The organism is Clostridioides sp. ZZV15-6388, from assembly GCF_020657755.1.
GTDB lineage: Bacteria > Bacillota > Clostridia > Peptostreptococcales > Peptostreptococcaceae > Clostridioides.
Map to the genome: position 1 here is coordinate 86,734 of NZ_JAGWCU010000007.1, position 25,823 is coordinate 112,556.

A 25,823-nucleotide genomic window follows, 5' to 3' on the forward strand; every position below is an offset into this window, starting at 1 on the left:
ACACTAAGAATCCTATTTAATATTAACAATTCTATTTAATACTAACAATCCTATTTTCTATACATATAACATATCTGAACATAAACTATATCTGAATTTTAGATTTTTTGTAATATCTATTCTAGTATATCTCTTCACCATTATAATCACTTTTCATTTAAATAAGTCTTGAATTCTTGACCAAACAAAGTCTCTGGTTTTATATCCACTAGCATAGGAGTATCCTTCCAGTTCTTAACTCTTGATTCTATAACTTTATAAAAATCTTCTAATCTATGACCTTCTTTTCTTCTTTCAGCTATAAGTTTGTTGGCTGTTTCTGAATCAAACCTAAAACTTTCCCCTGATTCTTTATTTAATTTTTTTATAATATTTTCATAAATACTTTCTATATAATAGTCATCCTCTTCCACATCAGTATTTTTCTTGGAATTCTTTTTTAATAACTCTTTTTTTAAATTTTTTTTTAATAATTCTTTTTTCTTTGTTACATCTTCTGTTTCATCTACAGTATGAAGTTCTGGGTCATAACCCCATGGTCTATACTCTTTATCCATATAACTGTACATATTGGTATCACTGACTTTATCTTTCTTATACTTATATTCATATTTTGATACCTTTTGGCTACTATTATTTGTTTCATTAATATTTTCCAAGATATCTTCAAAAAAACTTCTACGTTTCTTTATTACACCTGTATCACTACTTTCAGAACATATATAACTATATACAGAGCAACAATTTCCCTTCACTCCTCGACTTATTAGTCTCAATATTCCTAAATCTATAAACTCATTTACAAGCCTACTTATTGTAGATATTGATAAATCAAGGTCAGATGCAGCCTTTCTTACGGTCATCTGAAACTGTCCCCTTGGTAAAGTTCCCTTTAATCTTTGTATATTTTCTTTTCTCATTATATAGTGATTAAACCTTATTTTATTTACATCACTTCGCTCGTTAAAATATAATACTGCTGAATTTAATTGATAAAAACCATTGTTCATATTCTTATTCCCCCAATTCAAATAAATAGTTGTTTGTAAATATTTTTGTATTTCTTAATAATTTATTAGATGATTATATTTTATTAAAAATCATTCTTCTATATTTTTCATTTTAAAGTTTTAAAGGCATTATGTTAATAGATGAGATTTAACTTTTTTATTTAAACAATAAATTTAATAATTTTTTTAATATAAATATTTTCTTGGTTTATAAATATTTTCTTAAAATTGATATATCGTTCTCAGTATCAAAATTTACAGACATACTAGATATTAAGTTTTTGTCCATGTTATAGTCTCTAACTTTATATAAATATATAACCAAATATACAATCGAAAAATATATCATTATGTTATACTAAGTGTTACAAAGTAAGATACTAATTCTCTTATAATATAAATTGTTATTATATATAAGAAAAATTCCTAATAAAAAATCTATTTAACATTTTGTTTACTTTAAATCTCACATACTCAACGCTTTATTTACTATAAATAAGGATATTTAAAATATATATTTTTGTAATAAGGAGGTATACTTATGACTGATTCCCAAAGTAAAAAAGAATACTTACGTAGTATTTGCAAAGTACAGGACTATATAGAAGAGCATTTGTATGATTCTCTTTCTCTTGAAGAGCTCTCTAATATAGCAGGTTTTTCAAAGTTTCATTTTCATAGGATTTTCAAAGCGATAGAAAAAGAAACATTATCACAGTATGTAAGTAGGTTAAAACTAGAAGGAGCCACGTCTTTTCTTATTCATCGTACTGACATGACAATTACTGATATTGCACATTATTTTGGTTTTACTGATTCCGCGGTTTTTTCACGAGCATTCAAAAATTACTATAAGATAAGCCCTATAAAATATAGAAATAATTATAGCAAGAATTGCAAAGAACCATATAAAATTTCTCAGTATAATAGATACATATCAAAACTTAAATCTAAAAATAATAGAGAGGTTAAAGGAGAAATTGAAATCTTAGAACTTGATAATGTAAATACAGCTTATATTAGATACACTGGGTCATATGGAAATTTAGCTAGTCATTTTCCAAAGATTGTAGAAAAACTCTTTGAATATGCAAATGAGCAGAATCTAGTTGAACTTGAAAAGACAAATATATTAGCTATTTATCATGATAATCCTCAATTTACACAAGAACATCATTTGAGGACTAGTATTTGTATGACAATTCCAAATAATATTGTTGTCAAAGAAAATAGCGACCTTGGTAATATGACAATACCTTCTGGTAAATATCTTGTGGGGCATTTTAGTATTTTTCAAAATGAATATAGTGATGCTTGGGATTTTATGTATAATGAATGGCTATCAAATGATGAGCATAAATTACGTAATTCTTTCCCTTTTGAAGTATACCTTAATGACCCAAATACTCACCCACAAAATAAACATATAGTTGATATATATTTACCTATAGAGCCTTTTTAATACTATGATTTCGCTTAACCTCTTCTTATATTAAGGATTAAAACATCCCAATTTTATAGTTTGATAAAATTAATAAAATGAGGTGAATTAATGAAAGAAATAAAAATTAAAGGAGCAAAAATTCATAACCTAAAAAATATAGATATCTCTATCCCCAAAAATAAGCTTGTAGTTGCAACAGGTGTCAGTGGTTCAGGTAAGTCCAGTCTTATGTTTGATATTGTATTTGAGGAAGGGCGTAAACAGTACTTACAGTCCTTAGGCATACTTTCAGGCATTGATAATGAGAATAAATTCGATAACATTCAAGGATTAGCTCCTACTATAGCTGTTAAACAAAATATCATTCGTCAGAGTAATCCTCGTTCAACAGTAGGTACTAGAACCAATATTATTAGTATGCTTACACTGCTATATGCAGGAGAAGGACAAGTACTATGTTCTGCGTGTAACACTCCTGTAGACAATAATCTTATTTGTAATAATTGTGGTAATGAGGAAGAACGATTAAGACCAAGTTATTTTTCATATACATCTTCAGATGGAATGTGTATGAAGTGTTCTGGACGTGGAGCATACTTTGAAATTAATATTGAAAAACTTATCTTGGATAAGCACACTACCCTAAAAAAAGTTTTAGATAGAGCCCAAATTACACCAGGATATTTGAGAGTTCTATCTAAAAAATTCAAAGATTATTTAGAGATGCCATTCTTACAATTGCCTGAGGAAGTACAAAACGAGGTACTCTATGGCCATTATGAAAATGGAAAACGAAGTTCTTCTTTAGCAAAAGTACTTCATGGTCGTCACCAAAGAGGTGAAGACTTAAATGGTATTTATAGCATGACTACTTGCTCTGAGTGCAATGGTTTTAAAATTGGTGAAGAAGCACGCCAAGTTTTATTAAATGGAAAGCATATTGGTGAACTTGGAAAAATGAGCATTTTAGAAGTTCATGAATTCCTAAAGTCCTTATTAAATCAAGACAAACTAACTACTCTAGGTAAAAATTTGATAAATGATATTTTGATTAAGACAAACAATCTAATAAAATCAAGACTAGGTCATCTGTCCTTGTACAGAGAGATGTCAACTTTAAGTGGTGGAGAAATACAAAGGCTATTTTTAAATTCTCACCTTGATTCAGAAATGGATTCATTAATTTACGTACTTGACGAACCAACTGCGGGATTACATGAATCTGAAAAAATCGATATTCTAAAATCCATTAAAGATTTAAAAGATTTAGGTAACACTGTCATTGTAGTTGAACATGATAAAAATACAATTAATATGGCAGAACATATTATTGATATAGGGCCAAAAGCTGGTGTTGAAGGTGGACAGTTAATATATCAAGGCGATTTAGAAGGTCTGCTTAAGTCAAATGAGTCAATTACTGGACAATATATATCAGGAAAATACTCCATGCCTACTAGAACAGCATCTAAAAATATTACGGATATTGAAAAAATGCCTTGTATAGTTGTTCAAAATGCAAGTACGAATAATCTTAAAAACGTTACTGCATCATTACCTTTAGGTGCTATGATTGGAATAGCTGGAAAATCTGGCAGTGGAAAAAGTTCCCTTATATCAGATACATTACTACCTCTTCTTAGAAGTTACTTCAATAATCAACCAAATAATAATAAAGCAACTATTAAAGAAAATGAAGTAAGTGATGAGGATGATTATGCAATTGTAGAAACTATTTCAGATAAATTAAGTGGTACACAATATATCTCTGGATATTCAGAAATATCTCAAACTCCTATTGGTAGAAATATGAACTCAACACCTGCATCTTATATTGGTATATGGGATAAGATACGTGTTTTATTTGCAGGTCAACCAGAATCAATAAAACAAAATTTCACTGCTGGACATTTTTCATTCAATTCAAAGGGTGCTTGTTCTAAATGTAGTGGTAGCGGATATGAAAAAATCTGGTTGGGAAATAATTTAAGTATGGACAGTATATGTAATGAGTGTCATGGAAAAAGATTTAATGATGAATCCCTATCCATTAAATATAAGAATAAAAATATCTATGATGTCCTAAATATGAGTGTATCCGAAGCTGTTAGTTTTTTCGAAGATACTCCAAATATTGTTTCACACTTAAAAGTACTAGAACAAATCGGTATGGGTTATATAAAGCTAGGTCAACCTACCCCTACTTTAAGTGGTGGCGAATCTCAAAGAATCAAGCTTGCAAAAGAGATTGGCAAAAAGCGAAAAGGCAATATTCTCTATGTATTGGATGAACCCACTACTGGTCTAAGTTTATATGATACTGCTAAACTAATTCAATTGTTGGATGAACTAGTCGAAAATGGAAATTCTGTAATTGTTGTTGAACACGATATAGAAGTTCTAAATACTTGTGATTGGATTATTGAACTTGGTCCAGAAGGTGGAGACAAAGGCGGATATATCATTGCAGAGGGTTCTCCTCAACAACTAAAAGAAAACTCAAAGTCTATAACAGGGAGGTATTTATAATGGATAAAGACTACTGCTTAGATTTGAAATTTGAAAATATAGACCCTTCAAGTGTTGGAATGGATTCAAAAAAACTTTCACAACTTGAACCTTTAATAATCTCACAATATAGTAATATAAACGCAATAATCATAGCAAGAAGAGGAAATATCGTCTTTGAAAAATATTATAATGGTTATAATGCTGACGATACTTTTCATGTTGCATCTGTCACAAAAAGTATCATATCAGCCCTAATTGGTATCGCAATAGACAAGGGTTATATAAAGGATGTTGAGCAAAAAGTTGTTGATTTTTTCCCTGAATATAATTGTAGCCCTGCTGATATATACAAAAAAGTAGTAACTATACGCCATTTGCTTACAATGACTGCACCATACCCTTTTAAAAATACAACTGAGTCATTGGAGAGACTTTCTAAGCAACGAGATTGGGTAAAATACACCCTAAATCAACTTGGTCAAAACAAAAATATTGGAACTTTCAAATATTCTTCGGCCGGAGTCCACCTACTTTCAGCTATTATTACAAATACCACAGGAAAGTGTGCTCGTGAATTTGCTAATGAACATCTATTCAAACCTATTGGTATGAGAGAAATACCAGATTATGATATAAAAGATTTTGGCTTTGAAGATTTGTTTGGAAAAAACCTTAAAGGTTGGGCAAAAGATAGACAAGGTAATACTACAGGTGGCTGGGGACTTACATTGAGTGCCAGAGATATGTTACGATTTGGTTCTCTGTATTTAAATGATGGTATTTGGAATAATAAACGTATTATATCTAAATCATGGATTGAAGAATCAACTAAAATGAATTCCAATGAGTATGGTTATCTATGGTGGCTATGTGAAGAAGATGGAGTTCTTTGGTACTCAGCAATGGGAGCTGGAGGAAATGCTATCTGTTGTATACCACACTATGACTTGGTGATAGCAATACCATCTAAGATAGTTTTTAAACCTCGTGATAGATGGCAGTTTATTAAAAAACATATACTTACTTCTATAATAGAATAGTTGTATATAGAATGATTATAACAACCCTCCACTATAACACCAGACTTTAGTTTAGTGATATTATTATTGATGCTATATACACAAGAGGAGTTGAATATAAATGAATACCTACACGACATCAGAAATAGCAGATTTAATTGGTATACATCCTAATACAGTACGTTTATATGAAGAACTTGAACTAATACCTAAACCTAAACGCAATCCTAATGGCTACCGTATCTTTAACGATTTTCATATAGAGCAATTTAAATTTGCTCGTACAGCCTTAAAAATTGAAGTTACACAAAGAGGATTGAGAAAAAATGCAGTTGAGATTGTCAGAACATCAGCAAATAAAGATTTTGACAAAGCTATTTGTCTTGTGAGTCATTACTTACAACAATTAGAAATAGAAAAATCAAATGCTGAAGAAGCAATCACTATTGTTACAGAGATTTTAAAAGGAAACACACATGAAACAGACAAGTTATTTTTAACTAGAAAAGAAACCGCAGAACACCTAAATGTCACAATAGACACTTTAAGAAATTGGGAAATGAACGGGTTGTTAAAAGTAAAAAGAAAACAAAATGGTTATCGTGTATATACTGATGAAGATATAAAACGACTTAAAATTATTAATTCATTACGTTGTGCAAGCTATTCTCTTTCAGCTATTTTAAGAATGTTAAATGCTTTGTCTTGTAATCCCAATGCTAATATTAAAACTGTTATTGACACTCCAAAAGATGACGATGAAATCATCTCAGTATGTGATAAATTGATAACCTCATTGAAAGAGGCAGAATATAACGCAAAAGCAATGAAGTCTCATCTTCAAAGCATGAAAGAACAATTTTCTTAACCCTCCACTCTAACTCCATACTTTGATTTGTGTGTTATTCTTAAGATCGAGAAAAATTAAACACACAAATCAAAGGAGGAATAGAATGGAAAACAAAAATACTCATTTTACATGGAAGAAAAAAATCATTACCTTTTTAGTGAGCCAATATATTTCCCTATTTGGTTCATCACTTGTACAGATGGCAATGATATGGTATATCACACTTCAAACATCATCAGGCTTATGGGTAACAATTTTAACCATATGCTCCTTCATACCACAAATGCTAATATCTTTTTTTGCAGGGGTATGGGCAGATTACTACAATCGAAAAATACTCATCATTATATCTGATGCCATAATCGCTGCTTCTACACTGATACTACTTCTGCTTATGATGTCAGGAATTAAAGGAGAAAATGAATTAATCGCAATTGCAGTCGTATCCATTATTCGTTCTTTAGGAAGTGGTGTACAGACACCTGCTGTAAATGCAATGATTCCTCAACTTGTACCAGAAGAACACTTAATGCGTTTTAATGGTATAAATGGCAGTCTTCAATCTATAGTACAATTTATAGTTCCTGTTATAGCTGCAGCAATTCTTGGTCTAGGCAATAAAATATCTCAGGTACTTTTAATTGATATCATTACTGCAATTATAGCTATTGTATTACTTTGCTTCATTAAAATACCTAAACATAATATAGTAAAACAGACTGAAAAAGTATCATTTTTAGCAGACATGATATCTGGAATAAAATACTCTTTTTCGGATAAATTTATTAGAAAAGTAGTTTTTACTTATGGAGCTTTCATTTTTCTTTGTGTACCATCAGGCTTTCTTATAGGATTATTGATTGAGCGTACATTTGGTAAAGGCTATGTTTATCTATCTATTATTGAAATGATTGGCTTTGCAGGTATGGTTTTAGGCGGATTAGTTATAGGAATATTTGGTGGCTTTAAAAATCGAAATAAGACATTTTTCTTGTCAATGTTATCTTACGCCATCTTTTCCATTATTTTGGGGTCTGTTACACAAGCTTGGCAATTTTTTATATTTATGTTTTTTACCAGTTTTTCAATTCCAATTATTCAAGCAACAGCTATGACCATGTTGCAAGAACATGTAGTACCAGAAATGCAAGGTCGTGTATTGGGCTTACCTACTATTATATATACTGGTCTTATACCTCTTGGGATGGTACTTTTTGGACCACTCGCTGATATATTATCTATTAACAGTTTGATTATTGTTTCAGGCGTAATAATTGCATTTTTTGCTTTATCTATTCCTTACTCAAGGCAATTTTATGCACAAGGTATCTTTAAATCAAAGGAAACTAAGTAATATACTATAGAAATTAAGTAATGCACTAGGAAAATTAAGTAATACACTAAGATAGTTTTAATTAGCCTAGTTCAAATTTTATAATCTCCGTTTCATTTACATCAAAGATTAAATGAAACGGAGAAAAGTAATATGCCAATAAGTTTATTATTATTTTGATTCCTTTTTAGCATGACACTCAGAACATTCAGAGTCATGTAAAGAAATAATTCCACCACAATAAACACAAGTCCATTTTTTTAATTCTTCTTCCATAAAAGTACTTATTCCAGACTCTTTCGCTAAAAGACTGTTTTTTATAAGGCTCTCTTCGTATCTTTTATTGTAGCTTTTTTCCAAGTTTTTGACCAATTTGCATGGAAATTTTTCACACTCAAAACAATATGTAATCTTTTCTATCTTTGCACATTCTTTTATCTTACACGTTCTGCAATGTTCTGGTTTCCCCAAATCACTTACATAACATCCCTGACAAGATTTCTTTGAATAACAATGTTTATAACAGACTTTACAATTCATACCACAAGGGGCAAGCATAATATTTTCAATCTTATTGGGCATTTTCATAATATATTATCCCTTTCTATAGTATTCTTAATTCTTGAACAACTCTAATTATTGGAATCATGAAGTTTTTGAACAGTATCATTATAAAAAATCATTTTAATAAGATATTTTCACTTATCATAAGTCTTTATAATCAAATTATCTATCCATCTTAATCATATAATAAACATATAATATAAGTATATCAAGCAATTAGATTTAATTATCTACTAAAAAATAGATTTCTTTTCTTATCTAAAGTCATATACAGCAAAAACCATACAATACAATGTCCCACTAAAACTACAACTTCTTTTATAACAGTAATATTTCCATCAATAATTTCCATAATTCCTTTAAATGTTGCTATCGATGGCATTATATAACATAAATTGCCTATTCCTCTAATATCAACGCCTAAAATGTATACCAGTAATGGAGTCCCTATAAATAAAATCATTATTAACTTAATATAAATAATCCCTACCATAAGACCTTCTGATAGTTTACCAATAAATAAACCTATTAGTGATGATATAAATGTCGAAAATATGATAAGTAACAACATCATTACCATATCTAACATTGAAATCCTTAGACATATAAAGACAGTTACAATTGAAGATAGACACCCACATAGAAAACCTATAAATATTTTCTGAATAATATATTGACTCCTAGTTTGTGGTAAGATTTCATTGATAAATGAAATTCCATCTTCTTTTTCAGATATGATATTCATTGCATTAAAAGTACATCCCATAAACATAGCTGTAATTAGAATCATAGCAATAAAAATATTTTGAAATTCTTTTAACACATTATCTTTAGGTAGTATTGTAACCTCAATATTTTCTAAATTTCCCTTTAGTATAAAAATTTTAGGTAACATCTTTGCTACATTTTTTATAGCATTAATCTCATTTCCATAAAGTATAGTTTGAACCCCCTCACCATTACTAATAACCCCAATTGTATTTGTTTTAATGTTTTTAACTTCACTTATTAAATGATTCTTAGTTTTATATTGTTTCACTGACCCATATCTACTTAGCCATTGCTCTGTTTGTGTAGAAAGGTTGTTTTTTATTGTCCCAAATTGCAACTCTCCTATAGAAGATATATCAATAGTTCCAACAAAATTTATTAAAACAGCCATAACAATTGGTAAAAAGAAGGAAATTATGCACATTTTATCTTTCCTTATACTCTTCAACTGATATCGTAATCCAATCAACACTATCCCTCCCTAATCAATTCTTTATCAAAAACATATTTAACAAGTAAAAAAAGAACTATTATTGTCAGAAAGCATGCAATAAAATAACTAATTTCACTTGAGAAACTTATAAAAAAAGCATTTTTTAACTCATTATAAACATGATAAAAAGGGTGATATTTAATCCAACTTATTTCAAAAGATGTATTTGCAGATAAAAACACAGGTGTAGTTATAAACACTGCAACTAAAAGATATGCAAGAGAGAATTGTTTGAAATCCTTTAATAACATTGAACATCCAAATCCAACTAAAGACATAATTATGGATAAAATTCCAGTTTGAACTAGTACCTGAGGTAGTATTTTTATTCCTTCAAACAATCCAACATTAATTATTAACAAAAGCACTGTAAAACATAGGTCACATATCAGAAATATAGATACTTTTGATAATATAAAAAGACTTCTTTTTACAGGCAAAATACCTGTTATGCGCATTACACCCATTTGCTTTTCTTTAAATAGTAAAGAAGCAATACCTAAAAATCCAATTGCTACAATTTCAAAAAACAAAATCTCACAAGTCATTTCTTTTCTAAGTTTCATCTCAGATGTCTCTTTATCATCGATTTGAATTACTTCATCTTTTCCTGATGTTTTTACATCATTATCTTTTTCTGATAGTAACAAGGACAATGCATAATCAGCTCTATAATTATCAACTCTTTCAAGACTTTCATGCAAAATTACTTTTGCTCTATTCCCACTAGCATCAATCCCAACTGCATTTGTATCTTCAGATAGTTTTGATTTTAATTCATCAATAGAAGAAACAGGATGAATTAATGGAGATTCATACACACTTGTATTCTCTGGTTCGTACATATAAACACTATTGTGATAGGAATCTTCATCCATAAATTTTATATAGCCAAAATTAATATAGCATGAATAAAGTATAAGAGATGAAAATGCTAATATAAAGAATTTGCCATAAATAATCATCCGTAAATCTTTTTTCATTAAAGTAAAAAATTTAGAATACATCAATATAACATCCTTCCTGTATATTTAATAAAAATTTCTTCTAAGGTAGGTTCTTTTGAATGCACACTCACTATTTCATCATACTCAAAAGTCATACCAGATTCCAATTCCTCTATATCTAAACTCTTAACCTCTCGTTTACCATGATGTATAAACTCAACTTCAACCTTATTATTACTGTTTTTCACCTTTAGATTTTTAGGGCTATCTATTGCTATGACTTTGCCATCTGCAATGAAAGCTACTCTATTACACATTAAATCAGCATCCAACATATTATGAGTAGTTAAAAATATAGTTGTTCCTTTTTTTCGTTCCTCTTCAATAATTTTACGGAACAATACAGCTCCAGATGGGTCAAGCCCACTAGTAGGCTCATCTAAAAACAACAGTTTTGGATTACTTATCAATGCCCTTGCCATGCTGATACGTTGTTTCATTCCTTTTGAATAAGATGATACAGGCTTGTTTATGAACTCTTTCTTAAACTCTAACAAATCTAAAATCTCACCTATATCTCTTCTCTGTCTCTTAGGATAAAAAGATGAAAAATATTCAAGGTTGTCAATTGCACTTAAATTTGTATATAAATATGGAAACTCAAATAGAACACCAATCTTTTGATATAAAGATTCTGTATATTCTTCAACTTCTTTGCCAAAAAGAGACACTTGACCGCCATACCCTTTTAAAACTCCATTTAAAATTTTTTGTGTTGTGGATTTTCCTGAACCATTAGGTCCAAGAAATCCAAATATCTCACCTTCTTTTACATCAAAATCAAGCCCATGTAATATCTGTTTATCTTTTCCATAAGAGAATGTCAGTTCTTTGACTTTTATCATATATCATAATCCTCCTTGTCCTTTTTTTCTTTTTGTCGCCTATCCCACCATTTTATAAATTTAACTTTAAATGGAATAGAAATTAAAACTATTAATACAATAATTAACCATGTATACCATTTCACAAATACCCCACCCTCCTGTTTTACTTAACCATTATCTTATTTATTTCTTTAGCTTATTTTATTGCCATCAAGTGAAATCAAAGTGTCTCTCTTGTGAAATTGAAGTGAAATAATAAAAAGTCCTGTTTTCACCAAGAAAACAGGACTTTTTATTAAATACTTTTTATTAAATACTTTTTATTAAATACTTTTCATCAAAACTTTTTATTAATTTTTTTATTAGGTATTTTTATTTTTTATCTTTTATGATTTATAAGCTATTCTTCACTCATCATCAACTGGAATCATAAAATAAAACTCTACTCCTTTATCACGATTTTTAACTCCATATTTTAAACCTTGCATTGTAAGTATTTGTGAAACAATAGCAAGCCCTAGACCAGAACCACCTTTTCTTTGAGATTCAGTACTACGATAAAATTTAGACCAAATCTTTGGAATCTCATCTAAATCTATAGTCTTACCATCATTATAAATCTTAAAAACAAGTAAATCATTACAGCATATAACAGATAAGTCTAAATTGCCATTATATTTAACATGCTTTTTTGCATTGATAATTAAATTTTCTACTACTTGCTCCATTCTCATTTTATCTACAACAACAAAAACTTTATTTTCTGGCAAATCATAAGTAAAATAAAAATCAATATCTGGAACATCAATTAATAGACGCCCTGCTACAGTTTCAACAAATTCTATAAAATCAAAACGCTCTGGATTGAGTTTAGAGACTCCTGCTTCTAAAGCAGATAAATCCAATAAAGATACAATCATATTGTTCATTCTATCAGTTTCTTCTATAATGATGTTCATATAAAGCTTCTTCTTCTCTTCATCAACTTCATCCATAAGACCCTCTGTATAGGCACGAATAATACCAAGTGGTGTTTTCATTTCATGTGAAATTGTGTCCACTAATTCCTTTCTTTGCTCTAATAACATTCTTTCCTTATTTACATCTTTTTCAAGTTGGATATTTGCATCTTCCAGTTCTAACAAAGCCTGTTGTAAATTTGTAGACATTGTATTTAGACTCCTAGAAAGCTCTCCAAATTCATCATTCGTATTAACAGTACACGGATTAGAAAAATCTAGTTGTGACATACTCTTTGCAGATTTATTTATAGAAGTAATCGGCTCTGAAATAAACCTTCCCAATAAAAAATCAATACCTAAAATAAATATAATCATTACTATAAACCAAATCCAAAATCCAAACTTACTATTTACTGGAAGTTCCTCAACAATAAGATAAAACAATATAATAGTTGCTCCTGCTAATTTAGAAAGAAAAAATACTTTCTTTCTCACTGAGTATAATCCAAAATTTGTCTTAATCCAATTTGACATATTTACATTCTTTAATTTATTTATAAACTTTCTTAAATTATCCATTATTTAACCTCAAACTTATATCCTGAACGAATTAATGTAACTATATGATGACCTTCATTACCAAGTTTTTTACGCAGAGTTTTTATGTGTGTATCTACAGTTCGTGTATTTCCTTCAAAATCATATCCCCATATACAATTCAATAGTTTGTCTCTAGAAAAAACTTGATTAGGATTTTCCACAAATAAACGTAATAATTCAAATTCCTTATATGTTAAATCAATAAGTTTATCTTCTACATATACTTGCCTTGACTTCAGTATAATAAATATCTTACCTACACTTAATGAACTTTTTGGAATATCGACAGTATACCTACGAAGTAAGGCTGTCACCTTTGCTAGTAGTACCTTTGGACTAAATGGCTTTGTTATATAATCATCAGCTCCATACTCATAGCCTTTTAATTTATCTTCTTCTTCACCTTTAGCTGTCAACATAATAATAGGTATATCAGTCATTTCACGTGAAACTCTACATACTGAGAATCCATCTAAATATGGCATCATAATATCTAATATCATTAAATCTATATCAGTATTCTTTAGTATTGTAAGTGCTTCTACTCCATCATCAGCAGTTATGCAAGTATACCCTCCTTTTTGCATATATTCTACAATAATATCTTGCATTCTTTTTTCATCTTCTACAACTAGTATTTTAGCCATTATTATTTTATCACCTCAGTTTTTTAACTTTATTTTAGTTTATATTAATTTATTTATTTTGTAACTGTTTTTTAGAAAATAACATGTTTCTAAAAATAATCTACCAATTTATAAAAATAGCCTGCCAACTTTGCTTCATGTTGGCAGGCTAAAAATTTTAAAAATACTTATTATATTATTTTAATGCTAGTTTATTTTTTTGATTAAAATATATGCTAAAACAAATCTCTTCAATTAATGTATAAATTGCACTTGTTATAAAATATAGACCTAAGGCTACTGGAGTTCTAACAGTTAATATAAGACTCATTATAGTAGTCATTATAACCGTTTGTTTATTAAATGTTCTTTGAGAATTCACCTTAAAATATGGTATATAATTTATCAAATTTGGAGCTAGCATAGTTAATGTGTATATACAAGGTAGTATAAATAAATTATCAGCTGTATTTAAATTAGCAATCCAAGGAATTATAACTGTTGTAAATCCCTTTGGCATGTTTAAACATACATGATACAGTGCATATATTACTGGCATTTGTAGTAAAATCGTGGAACACCCAATCATACTCTTCATACTTTCTACAGAGTGTATCTGTAGTTGCTTTTCAAGTTCTTTAGCATTATCCTTATATTTTTCTTTTATATGTTCCATTTTTTCTGCCAATTCTTGTTGTTTTTTCATAGAAAATCTTTGTTTTAATGACAATGGCATTAGTACCAACTTTACTATTAAAGTTATAAGTACTATTGCAATCCCAAAATCTCCTGTAAAACTAAATAATATATTTAATACCTCTTGTAGTATATTTGAAATGAAATCCATTCTATTCTCTCCTTTTATTTTAAATTCTTGAACTGTAATAGAATCATTTCAAATTAAAATATACTATAATACCTCCAAATATCATATTTTTGAAAAACAATATAATGCTTAGGCAATCTTTTTTCAGAATATGTAAATCTATTTATAAATATATTTCTTATCAAAACATATTTAACTCTATGATATAAGAGGTCTTTACAAAAGTAAATTATGCATCCAAGGATAGATACTAATAATGTCATATAAACTAGTATATACAACAGATTATCCATATCCAATCTCATTACATCACCTCATCAGTATTTATATTTGTTTTTATGTCTATGTTTATGTTTATGTTTATGTTTAGATAATTATAGTATATTAATCACTTAATGTAAATATATAAGTACTAATACCTTGATAAAACTATATTAAATTTTTAGTGTCATTTTTACCAGAATTCTTATGCTCTACTTCTAAAGACAATGACTTTTTTCTAAATTAATGATAAAATAATTAAAACAATTCTTCTATATGCAAATATGTTTTATGTAAACATAACGTAAATATATTTTATATAAACATATTTTATGTAAATATATGTTTAAAACTAATATAATCTTTAAAATAAAAAACCATACTTGAAAAAATTAACAAAACTAAATGGAGGTTACCATAATGATAAGCGATTCTATATCGAAAAGACGTAGCATTAGAAAATATAAAAATCAAAGTATTTCACATGAAACTATAGAGAAAATAATTGAAGCTGGAATAAATGCACCTTCATCTAAAAATAGACAACCATGGAAATTTATTGTTGTCACTGAAAAAGAAAAAGAATCTATGCTTAGAGCTATGAGCAAAGGTATTCAAAATGAAATTGATAACAATGGACTTCTTCCAGAAAGTCGCCAACATATTGCAGGAGCAAATTATACTGTTGAAATTATGAAACAAGCCCCCATAACAATTTTTATTTTAAACAAGTTAGGAAGGTCACCTTTAGAAAACTTATCTGCTGAAGAACGTTTTTATGAAATGGCAAATATACAATCAATTGGAGCTGCAATTCAAAATATGTCTCTTACAGCTGTAGAGTTAGGCCTAGGTAGTCTTTGGATTTGTGATGTGTACTTTGCATATCATGAATTATGTGAGTGGTTAGATACAAATAGTCAATTGGTTGCAGCAATATCCTTAGGTTATCCTGATGAACAACCATCAAAAAGACCTAGATTAAAATTAAATGATGTAACTGAATGGAGATAAATAACTATTTATAACCAAAATATGGTAAGTAAATTCAATAAAAACAATTTACTTACCATAAAAAATAATTTGCTTACTATACTACTAGAACTATTGAAGATTATCTTATACCTCTACAATCTCCTTATGATTACTCACCACTTTATTTTGCTTTATAGTCAATGCTTTCATTTCATGAACTGCAAAATATATACATACCATTGCAGCAGCGGCGTCAGCTATTGGCCCTGCATACATTACTCCATCAATACCCATAAACATCGGTAAAATCACTATTAATGGAATTAAAAACAGAATCTGACGAGTCAAAGAAGTAAAAAGTCCCAGTACTGATTTCCCAATTGATGTAAAGAAAGTTGATGATACTATTTGAACACCATTTATAAATGTTAATAACAAGAAAGTTCTAAAGTAATGTTCTGCAAATATAAAGTAAGTTTCGTTCCCATTACCAAATATAGATGTAATTTGTCGTGGGAAGAATTGGAAGCATAAAAATGCAATAACAGATATAACAGTTGCACTTCCTACTGCCATCTTATAAGCTTCTTTTACACGATTATATTTTTCAGCCCCATAATTGTATCCTATGATTGGTTGCATTCCTTGTGATATACCAATAATTATAGATATAAAAATCATATTTACTTTAATAATGATACCAACACAAGCAAGTGGAATCTCACTTCCATAAACTGACATTGCTCCATAATATGCTAGTGTATTATTCATAACTATTTGTGTTACAGTCATTGCTAATTGGTTAAAACATGAACTTGAACCTAGTGCAAATATATGTTTATAAATCATACTCTCTAATTTAAAACTCTTCTTATGTAGTTTAATATGTTGAAAGTTCTTCACATAATAAACACTAATTCCAAAAGATATAAGTTGCCCAATAACAGTTGCTAAAGCAGACCCAGCAATTCCCATATCAAGCACAAATATGAATAGTGGATTTAAAATGGTGTTGATAACTGCTCCTACCAACATACAAAACATAGAAGCTTTTGGTTTTCCATCAGCAAGTATCAACTTACTCATTCCAGTAGACATTATAAGAAATGGCAATCCAATTGATGTAATCTTTGTATATGTGTGTGCATAAGGTAATATTTCTGATGTGGAACCAAAGAATTTTAACAGTGGTGTTAAAAATATTGATACTATTATAAATAAACTTATTCCAAATATAGCCATCAAGCAAATAGAATTTCCTGCTGCTTTTGTAGCTTTTTCTGAATTTTTAGCTCCTAATTCTAATGAACACTTAGATGCTCCTCCAATACCTAACAATAAAGCAATTGCAGTACATATTGTTGTTAGTGGAAAGGTAACATTTGTAGCAGCATTACCTAATACCCCAACACCTTGCCCGATAAAAATTTGGTCAACAATGTTATATAAGGCACTTACTAACATCGCTATAATACTGGGTATTGCATACTTAGTCAATAATTTTGAAACTTTCTCATACTCCAATGGTTCTTTATATTTTTCTTCCATCTTCCTTCGCCTCCAATTTTGCTTCTTCATTCATATCAATGGCTATAAAAGCAGTCTTTTTTAACATTGACATGAACAACTCTTGCTCTTCTTTTTCAAATGAACTTAACAATTCTTCTACATACCCATTCGTTATTTTTATTATTTCATCGTAACATGCCAAAGATTTTTCTGTAGGATACAAATGCCATGTTCTTTTATCTTTAACACTTGGCTCTCTAGTGATAAATCCTTCTTTTTCTAGGTTTGCCAAAGCTCTTGTTATGTTACTAGGATTTACAAGAATTCTTTTAAATATAGTATCCTGTGTAATACCTGGATTGCTACATATGTGTAATACATAAAAATATTGGCTATTGTTAATTCCAATATCAGCCAATTTTCTGTCAATATAGTTTGTGTTATATCTATTTATAATGGAAACCCATTTTAATAGCTCTCTCATGTTTTCTCCTTATATTGTTATTTATATTTTAATTGCGAGCGCAATAATCTATTTGCTCATGCAATTATTTTACTGCTAAATTTATACTTTGTCAATAGTCCATAATTCCTAATTCCTGTTGAGTTTTTGTAAACTTTATATAAATTTTTGATTATCTCTTTAAATCTTCTTATATATCTAAATAGCTTCATTTTATCAGCTATTCGGTCATTTTCACTATTAAAAGTTGAAATTAACACCAAGGCAAATTAAAACCTACTTTTAATCTATCATATCGATGTAATGTAATATTGTAAATTAGACAATACGTAAATGGATAGAATTAAAATCAAGTGACAGCAAGTAAAATCAAGCCATAACTTCTTTATTTCGTTATAATGAATATAGGGTGATTGAAACGAGGTGAATAGTTAAATGTATGAGTGGCAACAACAAATTCAGATAATCATTGACGAGATTGACAAATGTATTAAAAATTACAATGGCGAAGTCTTAACGCTACGCTTTCTTTCTCGCAAATTGGGATATTCTGAATTTTATACAACGAAAAAGTTCAAAGAGATATCGGGTATGCAGTTTAGAGATTACTTGCGGAATAGAAAATTAGCCTTTGCATTAAAAGAGGTTCGGGACAGTGATAAAAGTCTATTGGATATTGCTTTTGATTTTGGATTTTCATCGCATGAAGCTTTTACCAGAGCTTTCAAAGGAACTTATGGTGTAACTCCAAGTGAATATCGAAAAAATCCTAAGCCAGTCGTTCTTCGTACAAAAATAACCCCTTTTGACCGCTACTTTTTAGGATTGGGAGAAATAGGTATGATTAAATCAACAGATGGTGTCAAGATTTATTTCGCAACCATACCTGCTCACAAATTTTTGTACATTAAAAATAATGAGAGTAACGGGTATTGGGATTTTTGGCGAAAGCAAAACCTTATTCCAGAACAGGACCACGAAACAATTTGTGGTTTGCTCGACAGTATCAAGGGTAAATTGGACGATGATGGTGGAAGTGAAGTTAACTGCGGAAGCGGTCAGATTATGGCTTACATGAACGATTCGGACGGCAGGCTCTGCGATTGGGGTATTCTTCGTACAGAGTGTTGGGGCGTACGACTTCCTTTTGATTATAAAGGGGAACTGCCACCACAAATGCTTATGGTTGATATTCCCGAAGCTGAGTATATTATCTTTGAACATGGTCCGTTTAATTATGAACAGGAAAATTGCAGTGTGGAAGAAAAGATTGAAACGGCTATGGCAACTTTTGATTACACTGGTAAGGGTTACTGTCCTGATATTACCCCTGGAAGAATCATGTACTTTTATTATGACCCAGAACAGTATTTTAAGTACATTAGACCTGTGAAAAAGATGTAAGCCTATCCACTGTAAAATACTCACTAAGTGGATAAGGCGTACTCGATAAAATAAAATTTACAAATTTATTTTGGAAATCAGCTTTGCAAAAAAGACAGTGACAGATATTATGGAATTATTGCTGACGAAAAATATCTCATGGTATCTGAGTATAGCGGTTATGGTTCTGATGCTGAGATTGTAGTATTTAAGCATTGGAGGTAAGCGAAGATTAGAAGTTGAAGCGAAGATTATTTATAATATATGGAGGTTCTTTAGGTTGGAAAAATATATTGCTCTTTTACGTGGTATAAACATTAGCGGTAAAAACAAAGTGTCAATGCCATTATTAAAGGAGGCATTTGAAGATATGGGATTTTTGAATGTTAGCACCTATATCAATAGTGGAAATGTTCTTTTTTCCAGTGAAAACAACGATAAAAGTGAAATAAGTAGCCAATGTAAAGCCATGATAGAAGAAAGATTTATGTTAGATGTCCCTATAGTAATCATTTCACTAAAAGAATTATCGGAAGCTTTGGATAACACTCCCAAATGGTGGGATATAAATTCTGATGAAGAAGTGATACATCAAGCTATCTTCCCTATTCCACCTATCACTATTGAAGAAGTATATAAGGCTGTTGGAGAAGCCAAACCAGAATATGAACAGGTTGATTATTATAAGAATGTGATTTTTTGGTCTGCACCAAGAGCTACATTATCAAAAACAAGGTGGTATAAAATTGCGAGTTCTTCAGTTAATAACAAAGTAACAATTAGAAATGCCAGCACTACAAAAAAATTATTTTTGCTATCAAATGAGTAAATTTATTATTGGCATAACATGGAGTTCACAAGTTTCAGTTTATCTTTATGATTAACTGACTAGAAAATTTGAAAGCAATCTAACATCGTCATTCGTACAAATCTAAGAAAAAAATAGAGCTGGACCCAGATAATTCGCAATATATATTGACTGTCTGGGGTGTTAGCTATAAATTCAACGAAGAAAAACCGCAGGTTATATATCACTAATTAGTGAATTATATATAATCTGCGGTTTTGTGCATTACTCAAATAATTTATATGCTTTTAATCATATTGTCATATCAAAGCTCTTACGTAAGCTGTAGATTAATAGTAAATTCAACTCTTAAAACTTAAGATATTGATAATAAACCTAGTGTTTAAGAGATAATCTGTATTTCTGTTTAAAATTTAATTTAAAAACATATTGACAGTCTACCTATTATTTGTAATAATTAATATATCAATTCGATATATAACTAAACAATATATACATAAACGATACTAGGAGGCACTATGTTAGAATACATTATTTTAGGATTTCTTATGGAAAAAGAATTAAGTGGATACGATTTAAAACAAAAAATGTCACAAAGTACTTCATACTTTTTTGATGCTAGTTTTGGTAGTATTTATCCTGCACTCAAAAGATTAGAAGAAAAAGGTTATATCTGCTATCGCGAAGTTATAGATGGTGGTAAATTAAAAAAACTATACTCTATAACTGATATAGGAAAATCATACTTTCTTGAGTGGTTAGAAAAACCAATTAAATTTTCTAAAACAAAGCATGACCACCTTGTTAACATATTTTTTTATGAGTACTTACCTAAAGAAATAATTGAAACAAACTTAAAAATGTTAATAGCTGAAGTTGAATTACTTTTAAATAAATTAGATACACAGAAAACTGAGGTGGAACAAAATTGTTGTATTGACCAATACACATGTATGTATTTCACAATGATTTATGGAGTTGACTATTATAGTTTTGTAATTAATTGGTGTAATGATTTATTAAAAAAATTGTAGGATAGAATTATAAAAGTCAACCTACATAATATAAAGGGGGTAAAATTTATGAGACTTTTAATACATGATTTAACTGAAAAAGATTTAGATAATTTATTACCTAAACTTGATAACAATATAAAAGTACTTTCAAACAATGAAGAAATCCATAAGTGTATTGGTTGCTTTGGTTGTTGGATTAAAACACCTACTACATGCGTCATAAAAGACTATTACAGAAATATGGGTAAATTGATAGCTGATTCTGATGAACTTATTATACTAAGTAGATGTTGTTATGGTGGCTTTAGCCCATTTATTAAAAATATACTTGATAGAAGTATAAGCTATGTACTTCCATACTTTGTAATGAAGAATAATGAAATGCATCATAAGAATAGATATGAAAAACAGATAAATTTAAAGGTTCTATTCTATGGAGATTATATTACAGATGCTGAAAAAGATACTGCTACTAATCTAATACGTGCAAATGCTGTAAATCTCAATATGAAGGAACATTCTGTTTCATTTTTTAAAAATCCACAAGATGTAAGAGGTGAATCTTTATGAATATAGTAATGATAAATGGAAGTCCAAAAGTAAAAGAAAATAATTCACAATACTTTTTATCTGAGGTAGAAAAACTTATACAAAAAGATAATGAGATTTTCACATTTAAAATAGACAATGTATCTAAGTATCCTAAAGCTATTGATTCCATACTTAATTGTGATAGGTTAATAATTGCATTTCCTCTTTATGTAGATGGTATTCCTTCTCATTTAATTAGTTTTTTAGAGGAATGTGAAGAACTTGCAAAGAAACAAAATAAAAAATCTATTCCAGTATATGCAATAGTTAACTGTGGATTCTATGAGGGACAACAAACTCACTTAGCAATTCAAATGATAGAAAATTGGTGTAAAAAGGCTAACTTTACATGGGTTCAAGGAATCGGAATTGGTGCTGGAGAAATGATAGGTTCATTAAAATCTGTTCCTTTAGGTAAAGGTCCAAAAAAAAGCTTAGAAACTTTATTAGGAGAACTATCAAAGAATATACTTAGTAACAACATAGATAGTAACACTTCTAGTAAAGATACTATTTTTATCTCACCTAACTTTCCTAGATTTGCATATAAATTTATGGCTAACCACCAATGGACTCCTCTAGGTAAATCAAATGGATTAAGCAAAAGTGATATACTAAAAAAATAAAACATTATAACAAAACTGACATTTAAAAAGGGCTCTTACCTATAAGAACCCTTTTTTCTATACATATAAACTTATTCAGCTTCTCTAATTCTTTCAACAATACTATCCTTAGAAACATTATGATAAACTATTAAAGGCACTATAGATGTTATTAAAAATACTATTAATATACTTATTATAAGTGCTCCTACTGGATAAGCATACACAGAATATCTTAATTTCATAATATTAAATCCTAAAAATGTTGCCATACTTCCAAAAGTAAGATTTACAATAGTTATTATCACCCCATAATAAAAACCTTCAAGCATTATCATTTTTTGAAGCTGTTTTCTTGTCATTCCTACTGCCTCAATCATTGCAAACTCTTGTTTACGAGACATTATATTTGTTATCATAGTATTTATAAAGTTTAGTACTCCAATCAATCCTATTATAAATACTGCACTCATACCTACAATCTTTATAACCTTTTGACTCTCTCTTGCCTCTTCTATATAGATATTTTTTGAATAAACTTTTGTATATGGATTATTGTATTTCTTATTCAAATTATTTATTTTATTTTCAACAGACTTCACATCACCATTTGTATCAATTACCAGACTTTCTACATATGGCTTTATAACCATATTTTTAAAGTCATTTTCATTAATGTACATTCCCATATTAAAATTTTGTGCACCATCAAAAACTGCCATGACTTTAAACTCTTTATCTATATATCCTTCCCCTATAGTATCTCCTTTTAAATATCTAAACTTAATTTTATCTCCTGCTTTTATTTTACTTCCTTCATGTCCATTAATTACTACATATCCGCCTTCATCAAATTTTTTCTCATCTATAGAACCTGACAGTATTTTAGAATTCTTTTGAGAATATATATTATTGTTTTTTGATAGTTTACTTAATAATCTACCTGAAGATAATCCAACTGTATCTGAAGCTAAAAAACCATTATTTTCTGCAATTTCTTCTGGGTCTCTGCCTTGAAGAAATTGCTTTTTATATTCTTCATCTACTTTTTGAGTCAACACTTCATCTTTTAAATCCCCTTCATAAACTATATAACTTAAATCCTTGTACACCTTACTTACATTACTCACTCCATCAAGATTCTTAATATCTTTTATAAGATTTTCATCAATTGGAGCAACTTCGTTATCTTCAAATTTCGCAGTATCTGCAAGCCCATGACGTATTTCTATATCCCCTAACATCATACCTTCAGCTGCTCTTTCTGGGTTAGAACTACTTATAATTGCAGATACAGTCAAAAATATTATACAACTTAGTGACATAGAAACTAAAACTAGAATAGCTTTGCGTCTATTTCTAAATATATTTGAAAATGCCATCTTATGAATTTTAGAACCATGTTTCCCACTTTTAGACTTACGTTTAATCCTATTACTTTTATCACTATATCTTACAGCGTCTATAGGAGATACAGAACTTACAATCTTAGCAGGTTTTCTGCATGACAATCTAACAGTTACATATGAAAATATAACAGCAAATACAAATATTAACGGATTGAAATATTCAAATGCAGTTTTATTTAATCCCTCCATAAACTTACCAACCAGAGGAACAAATACCATCCCTAGTAAAAATCCCAATACTAAACCTATTGGTATAGCTACTATACATAATCTATTAGCTTGTTTAATAATCAGTTTTTTTAATTGATACGGTGATGTCCCTATTGTTTTTAATAAGCCATAATATTTTATATCTTTAACAACTGAAATATAAAAAATATTATATATTAATAAATATCCACTTAAAAGTATAAGTATTACAATTAAGATTATTGGCAATACATTTTTAACAACTTCTTTGAAAGTAGTTGCTTGTTTACTTAAGTATATGGGATTTATAGTTGCTTTTCCTGAATAAGGTTGGATTTTCTCAATTAATTTATCAAATTTAGACTGCAAATCTTTATCATTAAAAAAATTGAAGGATACACTTGTAGGAGCTACCTCATGTGTTTTCTTGTAATTATCATAGAAGGCTTCACTTGTAAATACATCATGAAGAGGTATTGCTATAGCTGTTTTGTATTCAAAATATCCAACTAGTTTAAATTTGAATGTTTCTTTTTCATTAGTTAGTACTCCATCTTCAGTTTTTGGAATTATTAATTTTACTTCAGCACCTATTTTATGAGGTACATCTATCATATCTAATATCTTTGTAGGCATGACTATTTCATCATTATTTTTTGGTAAACTCCCTTCAATCATCTCTACATTTACAGCACTTTCAAGGCTTTTTTTATCATAAACAGTTAAATTCACTGCCTGCGTTGAAAACTCTGGATTTTTTAAACTTGCTATATTTTTTACTATTCCAATACTGTTTTTATCTACTGAACTATCTTTTCTTATAATGTCAATCTGTCTATTACTTAAATCTTGAAATTGAACATGGCTCTTTGTCCCATATTCCATAGCTTGATAATTATTAAAAGCTTCCAACATACTACATCCTACTGTAAACAATGAGGTAAACAAAACTGTAGTTAACACTATTGCAAGAACTGAAACTATATTTCTCATTTTATTCGTTTTAAAACTTCTATCACTTAATTTTTTTATAATTTCCTTATTGTTATTTTGTAACATTGTTCTCACCTCTATTTACAACTTTTCCATCCTCAATCCTTATAATTCTGTCAGCCATTTGAGCAATTTGTTCATTATGAGTTATCATAATTATAGTTTGGCTAAATTTACTACTAGTAACTTTTAGAAGCCCTAACACATCTTGTTCTGTTTTGCTATCTAGGTTCCCTGTTGGTTCATCAGCTAGTATTATTGATGGTTTTGTTGCTAAAGCTCTTGCAATAGCTACTCTCTGTTGCTGTCCTCCTGATAGATTGTTTGGAAGGTCATCCACTTTTTGACTTAGTCCTAAAACGTCTATTATTTCATCTATATATTTAGTGTCTATTTTGCACCCATCAAGTTCTATAGGTAATACTATATTTTCATAAACATTTAGTATTGGAACTAAGTTATAATTTTGAAATATAAATCCTACATTACGTCTTCTAAATATTGTAAGTTCTTCATCATCCATAACAAATATATCATTATTATCAACAATTACTTTTCCATCACTTGCTCTATCAAGTCCCCCTATCATATGTAACAAGGTACTCTTTCCACTTCCTGATGTCCCTACTATAGCTACAAATTCTCCTCTATTTATACTTATATTTATTCCATCTAAAGCTTTTACTATATTTTCACCCTTACCATAATATTTTTTTAAATTATTAGTCTCCAGTATTTTCATAATCATATCTCCCTCTTACTTTATTTTATATATTTT

The 25,823-nt window shown here is 29.1% G+C and carries 24 protein-coding genes; 11 read left to right on the forward strand and 13 right to left on the reverse strand.

Annotated features, from left to right (window positions below; translation table 11 throughout):
- Positions 1–146: 146 nt before the first annotated feature.
- Positions 147–1,010, reverse strand: coding sequence for a conserved phage C-terminal domain-containing protein (locus KGF48_RS06585; RefSeq protein WP_227841361.1), 864 nt, complete (start codon positions 1,008–1,010; stop codon positions 147–149).
- 541 nt (positions 1,011–1,551) lie between these two features.
- Here KGF48_RS06585 and KGF48_RS06590 point away from each other — a divergent pair.
- The 5 genes from KGF48_RS06590 (at position 1,552) to KGF48_RS06610 (ending at position 8,188) form a co-directional block, all read left to right on the forward strand.
- The gene (locus KGF48_RS06590; RefSeq protein ID WP_227828368.1) at positions 1,552–2,472 is read left to right on the forward strand and encodes a GyrI-like domain-containing protein; all 921 of its coding nucleotides are present in this window, start codon (positions 1,552–1,554) and stop codon (positions 2,470–2,472) included.
- Positions 2,473–2,562: 90 nt separating this feature from the next.
- Positions 2,563–4,983, forward strand: coding sequence for an excinuclease ABC subunit UvrA (locus KGF48_RS06595; RefSeq protein WP_227867847.1), 2,421 nt, complete (start codon positions 2,563–2,565; stop codon positions 4,981–4,983).
- Entirely contained in the window at positions 4,983–6,005 is a 1,023-nt protein-coding gene (locus KGF48_RS06600) for a serine hydrolase domain-containing protein (protein WP_227867848.1), read from the forward strand. Before KGF48_RS06595 ends, KGF48_RS06600 begins: the two co-directional genes overlap by 1 nt.
- Positions 6,006–6,105: 100 nt before the next feature.
- On the forward strand, positions 6,106–6,852 hold the full coding sequence (locus KGF48_RS06605) for a MerR family transcriptional regulator (RefSeq protein WP_227828365.1): 747 nt from the start codon (positions 6,106–6,108) through the stop codon (positions 6,850–6,852).
- Between the two features lie 85 nt (positions 6,853–6,937).
- Positions 6,938–8,188, forward strand: coding sequence for an MFS transporter (locus KGF48_RS06610; protein WP_227867849.1), 1,251 nt, complete (start codon positions 6,938–6,940; stop codon positions 8,186–8,188).
- A gap of 150 nt (positions 8,189–8,338) precedes the next feature.
- On the opposite strand, the gene KGF48_RS06615 is transcribed toward KGF48_RS06610, so the two are convergent.
- From KGF48_RS06615 to KGF48_RS06645, 8 genes are all read right to left on the reverse strand, one after another.
- Positions 8,339–8,755: a DUF3795 domain-containing protein gene (locus tag KGF48_RS06615; RefSeq protein WP_227839721.1), complete on the reverse strand. Its 417-nt coding sequence runs from the start codon at positions 8,753–8,755 to the stop codon at positions 8,339–8,341.
- Between the two features lie 202 nt (positions 8,756–8,957).
- Positions 8,958–9,971 (reverse strand): ABC transporter permease, encoded by a 1,014-nt coding sequence (locus KGF48_RS06620; protein WP_227839722.1) that lies wholly within the window; start codon positions 9,969–9,971, stop codon positions 8,958–8,960.
- A 2-nt stretch (positions 9,972–9,973) separates the two neighbouring features.
- Positions 9,974–11,002: an ABC transporter permease gene (locus KGF48_RS06625; protein ID WP_227828361.1), complete on the reverse strand. Its 1,029-nt coding sequence runs from the start codon at positions 11,000–11,002 to the stop codon at positions 9,974–9,976.
- Positions 11,002–11,847, reverse strand: a complete 846-nt coding sequence (locus KGF48_RS06630; protein WP_227842393.1) for an ABC transporter ATP-binding protein — start codon at positions 11,845–11,847, stop codon at positions 11,002–11,004. Before KGF48_RS06630 ends, KGF48_RS06625 begins: the two co-directional genes overlap by 1 nt.
- Positions 11,844–11,972: a hypothetical protein gene (locus KGF48_RS20260; protein ID WP_304521268.1), complete on the reverse strand. Its 129-nt coding sequence runs from the start codon at positions 11,970–11,972 to the stop codon at positions 11,844–11,846. Before KGF48_RS20260 ends, KGF48_RS06630 begins: the two co-directional genes overlap by 4 nt.
- A 264-nt stretch (positions 11,973–12,236) precedes the next feature.
- Entirely contained in the window at positions 12,237–13,370 is a 1,134-nt protein-coding gene (locus tag KGF48_RS06635; protein ID WP_227839724.1) for a sensor histidine kinase, read from the reverse strand.
- The gene (locus KGF48_RS06640) at positions 13,370–14,038 is read right to left on the reverse strand and encodes a response regulator transcription factor (protein WP_227839725.1); all 669 of its coding nucleotides are present in this window, start codon (positions 14,036–14,038) and stop codon (positions 13,370–13,372) included. The genes KGF48_RS06635 and KGF48_RS06640 overlap by 1 nt, the downstream gene beginning before the upstream one ends.
- A gap of 175 nt (positions 14,039–14,213) precedes the next feature.
- Complete coding sequence (locus KGF48_RS06645; RefSeq protein ID WP_227839726.1) at positions 14,214–14,864, reverse strand: membrane protein insertase YidC; 651 nt, start codon at positions 14,862–14,864, stop codon at positions 14,214–14,216.
- Positions 14,865–15,524: 660 nt separating this feature from the next.
- Between KGF48_RS06645 and KGF48_RS06650 the strand changes: the two genes are divergently transcribed.
- Positions 15,525–16,118, forward strand: a complete 594-nt coding sequence (locus KGF48_RS06650; RefSeq protein ID WP_227867850.1) for a nitroreductase family protein — start codon at positions 15,525–15,527, stop codon at positions 16,116–16,118.
- Between the two features lie 105 nt (positions 16,119–16,223).
- Here KGF48_RS06650 and KGF48_RS06655 read toward each other — a convergent pair whose 3' ends face one another.
- Together KGF48_RS06655 and KGF48_RS06660 are read right to left on the reverse strand one after the other, a co-directional pair.
- Positions 16,224–17,627 carry an MATE family efflux transporter gene (locus tag KGF48_RS06655; protein ID WP_227867851.1) on the reverse strand — a complete coding sequence of 468 codons (1,404 nt, stop codon included), beginning with the start codon at positions 17,625–17,627 and terminating at the stop codon, positions 16,224–16,226.
- Positions 17,611–18,072, reverse strand: a complete 462-nt coding sequence (locus KGF48_RS06660; RefSeq protein ID WP_227828354.1) for a MarR family winged helix-turn-helix transcriptional regulator — start codon at positions 18,070–18,072, stop codon at positions 17,611–17,613. The genes KGF48_RS06655 and KGF48_RS06660 overlap by 17 nt, the downstream gene beginning before the upstream one ends.
- Before the next feature lie 414 nt (positions 18,073–18,486).
- Between KGF48_RS06660 and KGF48_RS06665 the strand changes: the two genes are divergently transcribed.
- From KGF48_RS06665 to KGF48_RS06685, 5 genes are all read left to right on the forward strand, one after another.
- Complete coding sequence (locus tag KGF48_RS06665; RefSeq protein ID WP_227839729.1) at positions 18,487–19,455, forward strand: helix-turn-helix transcriptional regulator; 969 nt, start codon at positions 18,487–18,489, stop codon at positions 19,453–19,455.
- A gap of 259 nt (positions 19,456–19,714) precedes the next feature.
- Positions 19,715–20,263, forward strand: a complete 549-nt coding sequence (locus KGF48_RS06670; protein ID WP_227854836.1) for a DUF1697 domain-containing protein — start codon at positions 19,715–19,717, stop codon at positions 20,261–20,263.
- A gap of 497 nt (positions 20,264–20,760) precedes the next feature.
- A complete protein-coding gene (locus tag KGF48_RS06675; RefSeq protein WP_227861319.1) occupies positions 20,761–21,276 on the forward strand; it encodes a PadR family transcriptional regulator in 516 nt (171 codons plus the stop codon).
- Positions 21,277–21,324: 48 nt separating this feature from the next.
- Positions 21,325–21,828, forward strand: a complete 504-nt coding sequence (locus KGF48_RS06680; RefSeq protein ID WP_227839732.1) for a flavodoxin family protein — start codon at positions 21,325–21,327, stop codon at positions 21,826–21,828.
- A complete protein-coding gene (locus tag KGF48_RS06685) occupies positions 21,825–22,475 on the forward strand; it encodes a hypothetical protein (RefSeq protein WP_227828348.1) in 651 nt (216 codons plus the stop codon). Before KGF48_RS06680 ends, KGF48_RS06685 begins: the two co-directional genes overlap by 4 nt.
- 71 nt (positions 22,476–22,546) lie before the next feature.
- Here the strand turns inward: KGF48_RS06685 and KGF48_RS06690 are convergent, their stop codons facing one another.
- Complete coding sequence (locus KGF48_RS06690) at positions 22,547–25,111, reverse strand: ABC transporter permease (protein ID WP_227839733.1); 2,565 nt, start codon at positions 25,109–25,111, stop codon at positions 22,547–22,549.
- Positions 25,098–25,787 carry an ABC transporter ATP-binding protein gene (locus KGF48_RS06695; protein WP_227828346.1) on the reverse strand — a complete coding sequence of 230 codons (690 nt, stop codon included), beginning with the start codon at positions 25,785–25,787 and terminating at the stop codon, positions 25,098–25,100. The genes KGF48_RS06690 and KGF48_RS06695 overlap by 14 nt, the downstream gene beginning before the upstream one ends.
- Positions 25,788–25,823: the final 36 nt, after the last annotated feature.

What these genes read in the sequence shown, in the direction of transcription:
- KGF48_RS06585 (WP_227841361.1), bottom strand. Translation starts at nt 1,010, where the DNA reads ATGAACAATGGTTTTTATCAATTAAATTCAGCAGTATTATATTTTAAC.
- KGF48_RS06590 (WP_227828368.1), top strand. Translation starts at nt 1,552, where the DNA reads ATGACTGATTCCCAAAGTAAAAAAGAATACTTACGTAGTATTTGCAAA.
- KGF48_RS06595 (WP_227867847.1), top strand. Translation starts at nt 2,563, where the DNA reads ATGAAAGAAATAAAAATTAAAGGAGCAAAAATTCATAACCTAAAAAAT.
- KGF48_RS06600 (WP_227867848.1), top strand. Translation starts at nt 4,983, where the DNA reads ATGGATAAAGACTACTGCTTAGATTTGAAATTTGAAAATATAGACCCT.
- KGF48_RS06605 (WP_227828365.1), top strand. Translation starts at nt 6,106, where the DNA reads ATGAATACCTACACGACATCAGAAATAGCAGATTTAATTGGTATACAT.
- KGF48_RS06610 (WP_227867849.1), top strand. Translation starts at nt 6,938, where the DNA reads ATGGAAAACAAAAATACTCATTTTACATGGAAGAAAAAAATCATTACC.
- KGF48_RS06615 (WP_227839721.1), bottom strand. Translation starts at nt 8,755, where the DNA reads ATGAAAATGCCCAATAAGATTGAAAATATTATGCTTGCCCCTTGTGGT.
- KGF48_RS06625 (WP_227828361.1), bottom strand. Translation starts at nt 11,002, where the DNA reads ATGTATTCTAAATTTTTTACTTTAATGAAAAAAGATTTACGGATGATT.
- KGF48_RS06630 (WP_227842393.1), bottom strand. Translation starts at nt 11,847, where the DNA reads ATGATAAAAGTCAAAGAACTGACATTCTCTTATGGAAAAGATAAACAG.
- KGF48_RS06635 (WP_227839724.1), bottom strand. Translation starts at nt 13,370, where the DNA reads ATGGATAATTTAAGAAAGTTTATAAATAAATTAAAGAATGTAAATATG.
- KGF48_RS06640 (WP_227839725.1), bottom strand. Translation starts at nt 14,038, where the DNA reads ATGGCTAAAATACTAGTTGTAGAAGATGAAAAAAGAATGCAAGATATT.
- KGF48_RS06645 (WP_227839726.1), bottom strand. Translation starts at nt 14,864, where the DNA reads ATGGATTTCATTTCAAATATACTACAAGAGGTATTAAATATATTATTT.
- KGF48_RS06650 (WP_227867850.1), top strand. Translation starts at nt 15,525, where the DNA reads ATGATAAGCGATTCTATATCGAAAAGACGTAGCATTAGAAAATATAAA.
- KGF48_RS06655 (WP_227867851.1), bottom strand. Translation starts at nt 17,627, where the DNA reads ATGGAAGAAAAATATAAAGAACCATTGGAGTATGAGAAAGTTTCAAAA.
- KGF48_RS06660 (WP_227828354.1), bottom strand. Translation starts at nt 18,072, where the DNA reads ATGAGAGAGCTATTAAAATGGGTTTCCATTATAAATAGATATAACACA.
- KGF48_RS06665 (WP_227839729.1), top strand. Translation starts at nt 18,487, where the DNA reads ATGTATGAGTGGCAACAACAAATTCAGATAATCATTGACGAGATTGAC.
- KGF48_RS06675 (WP_227861319.1), top strand. Translation starts at nt 20,761, where the DNA reads ATGTTAGAATACATTATTTTAGGATTTCTTATGGAAAAAGAATTAAGT.
- KGF48_RS06680 (WP_227839732.1), top strand. Translation starts at nt 21,325, where the DNA reads ATGAGACTTTTAATACATGATTTAACTGAAAAAGATTTAGATAATTTA.
- KGF48_RS06685 (WP_227828348.1), top strand. Translation starts at nt 21,825, where the DNA reads ATGAATATAGTAATGATAAATGGAAGTCCAAAAGTAAAAGAAAATAAT.
- KGF48_RS06690 (WP_227839733.1), bottom strand. Translation starts at nt 25,111, where the DNA reads ATGTTACAAAATAACAATAAGGAAATTATAAAAAAATTAAGTGATAGA.
- KGF48_RS06695 (WP_227828346.1), bottom strand. Translation starts at nt 25,787, where the DNA reads ATGAAAATACTGGAGACTAATAATTTAAAAAAATATTATGGTAAGGGT.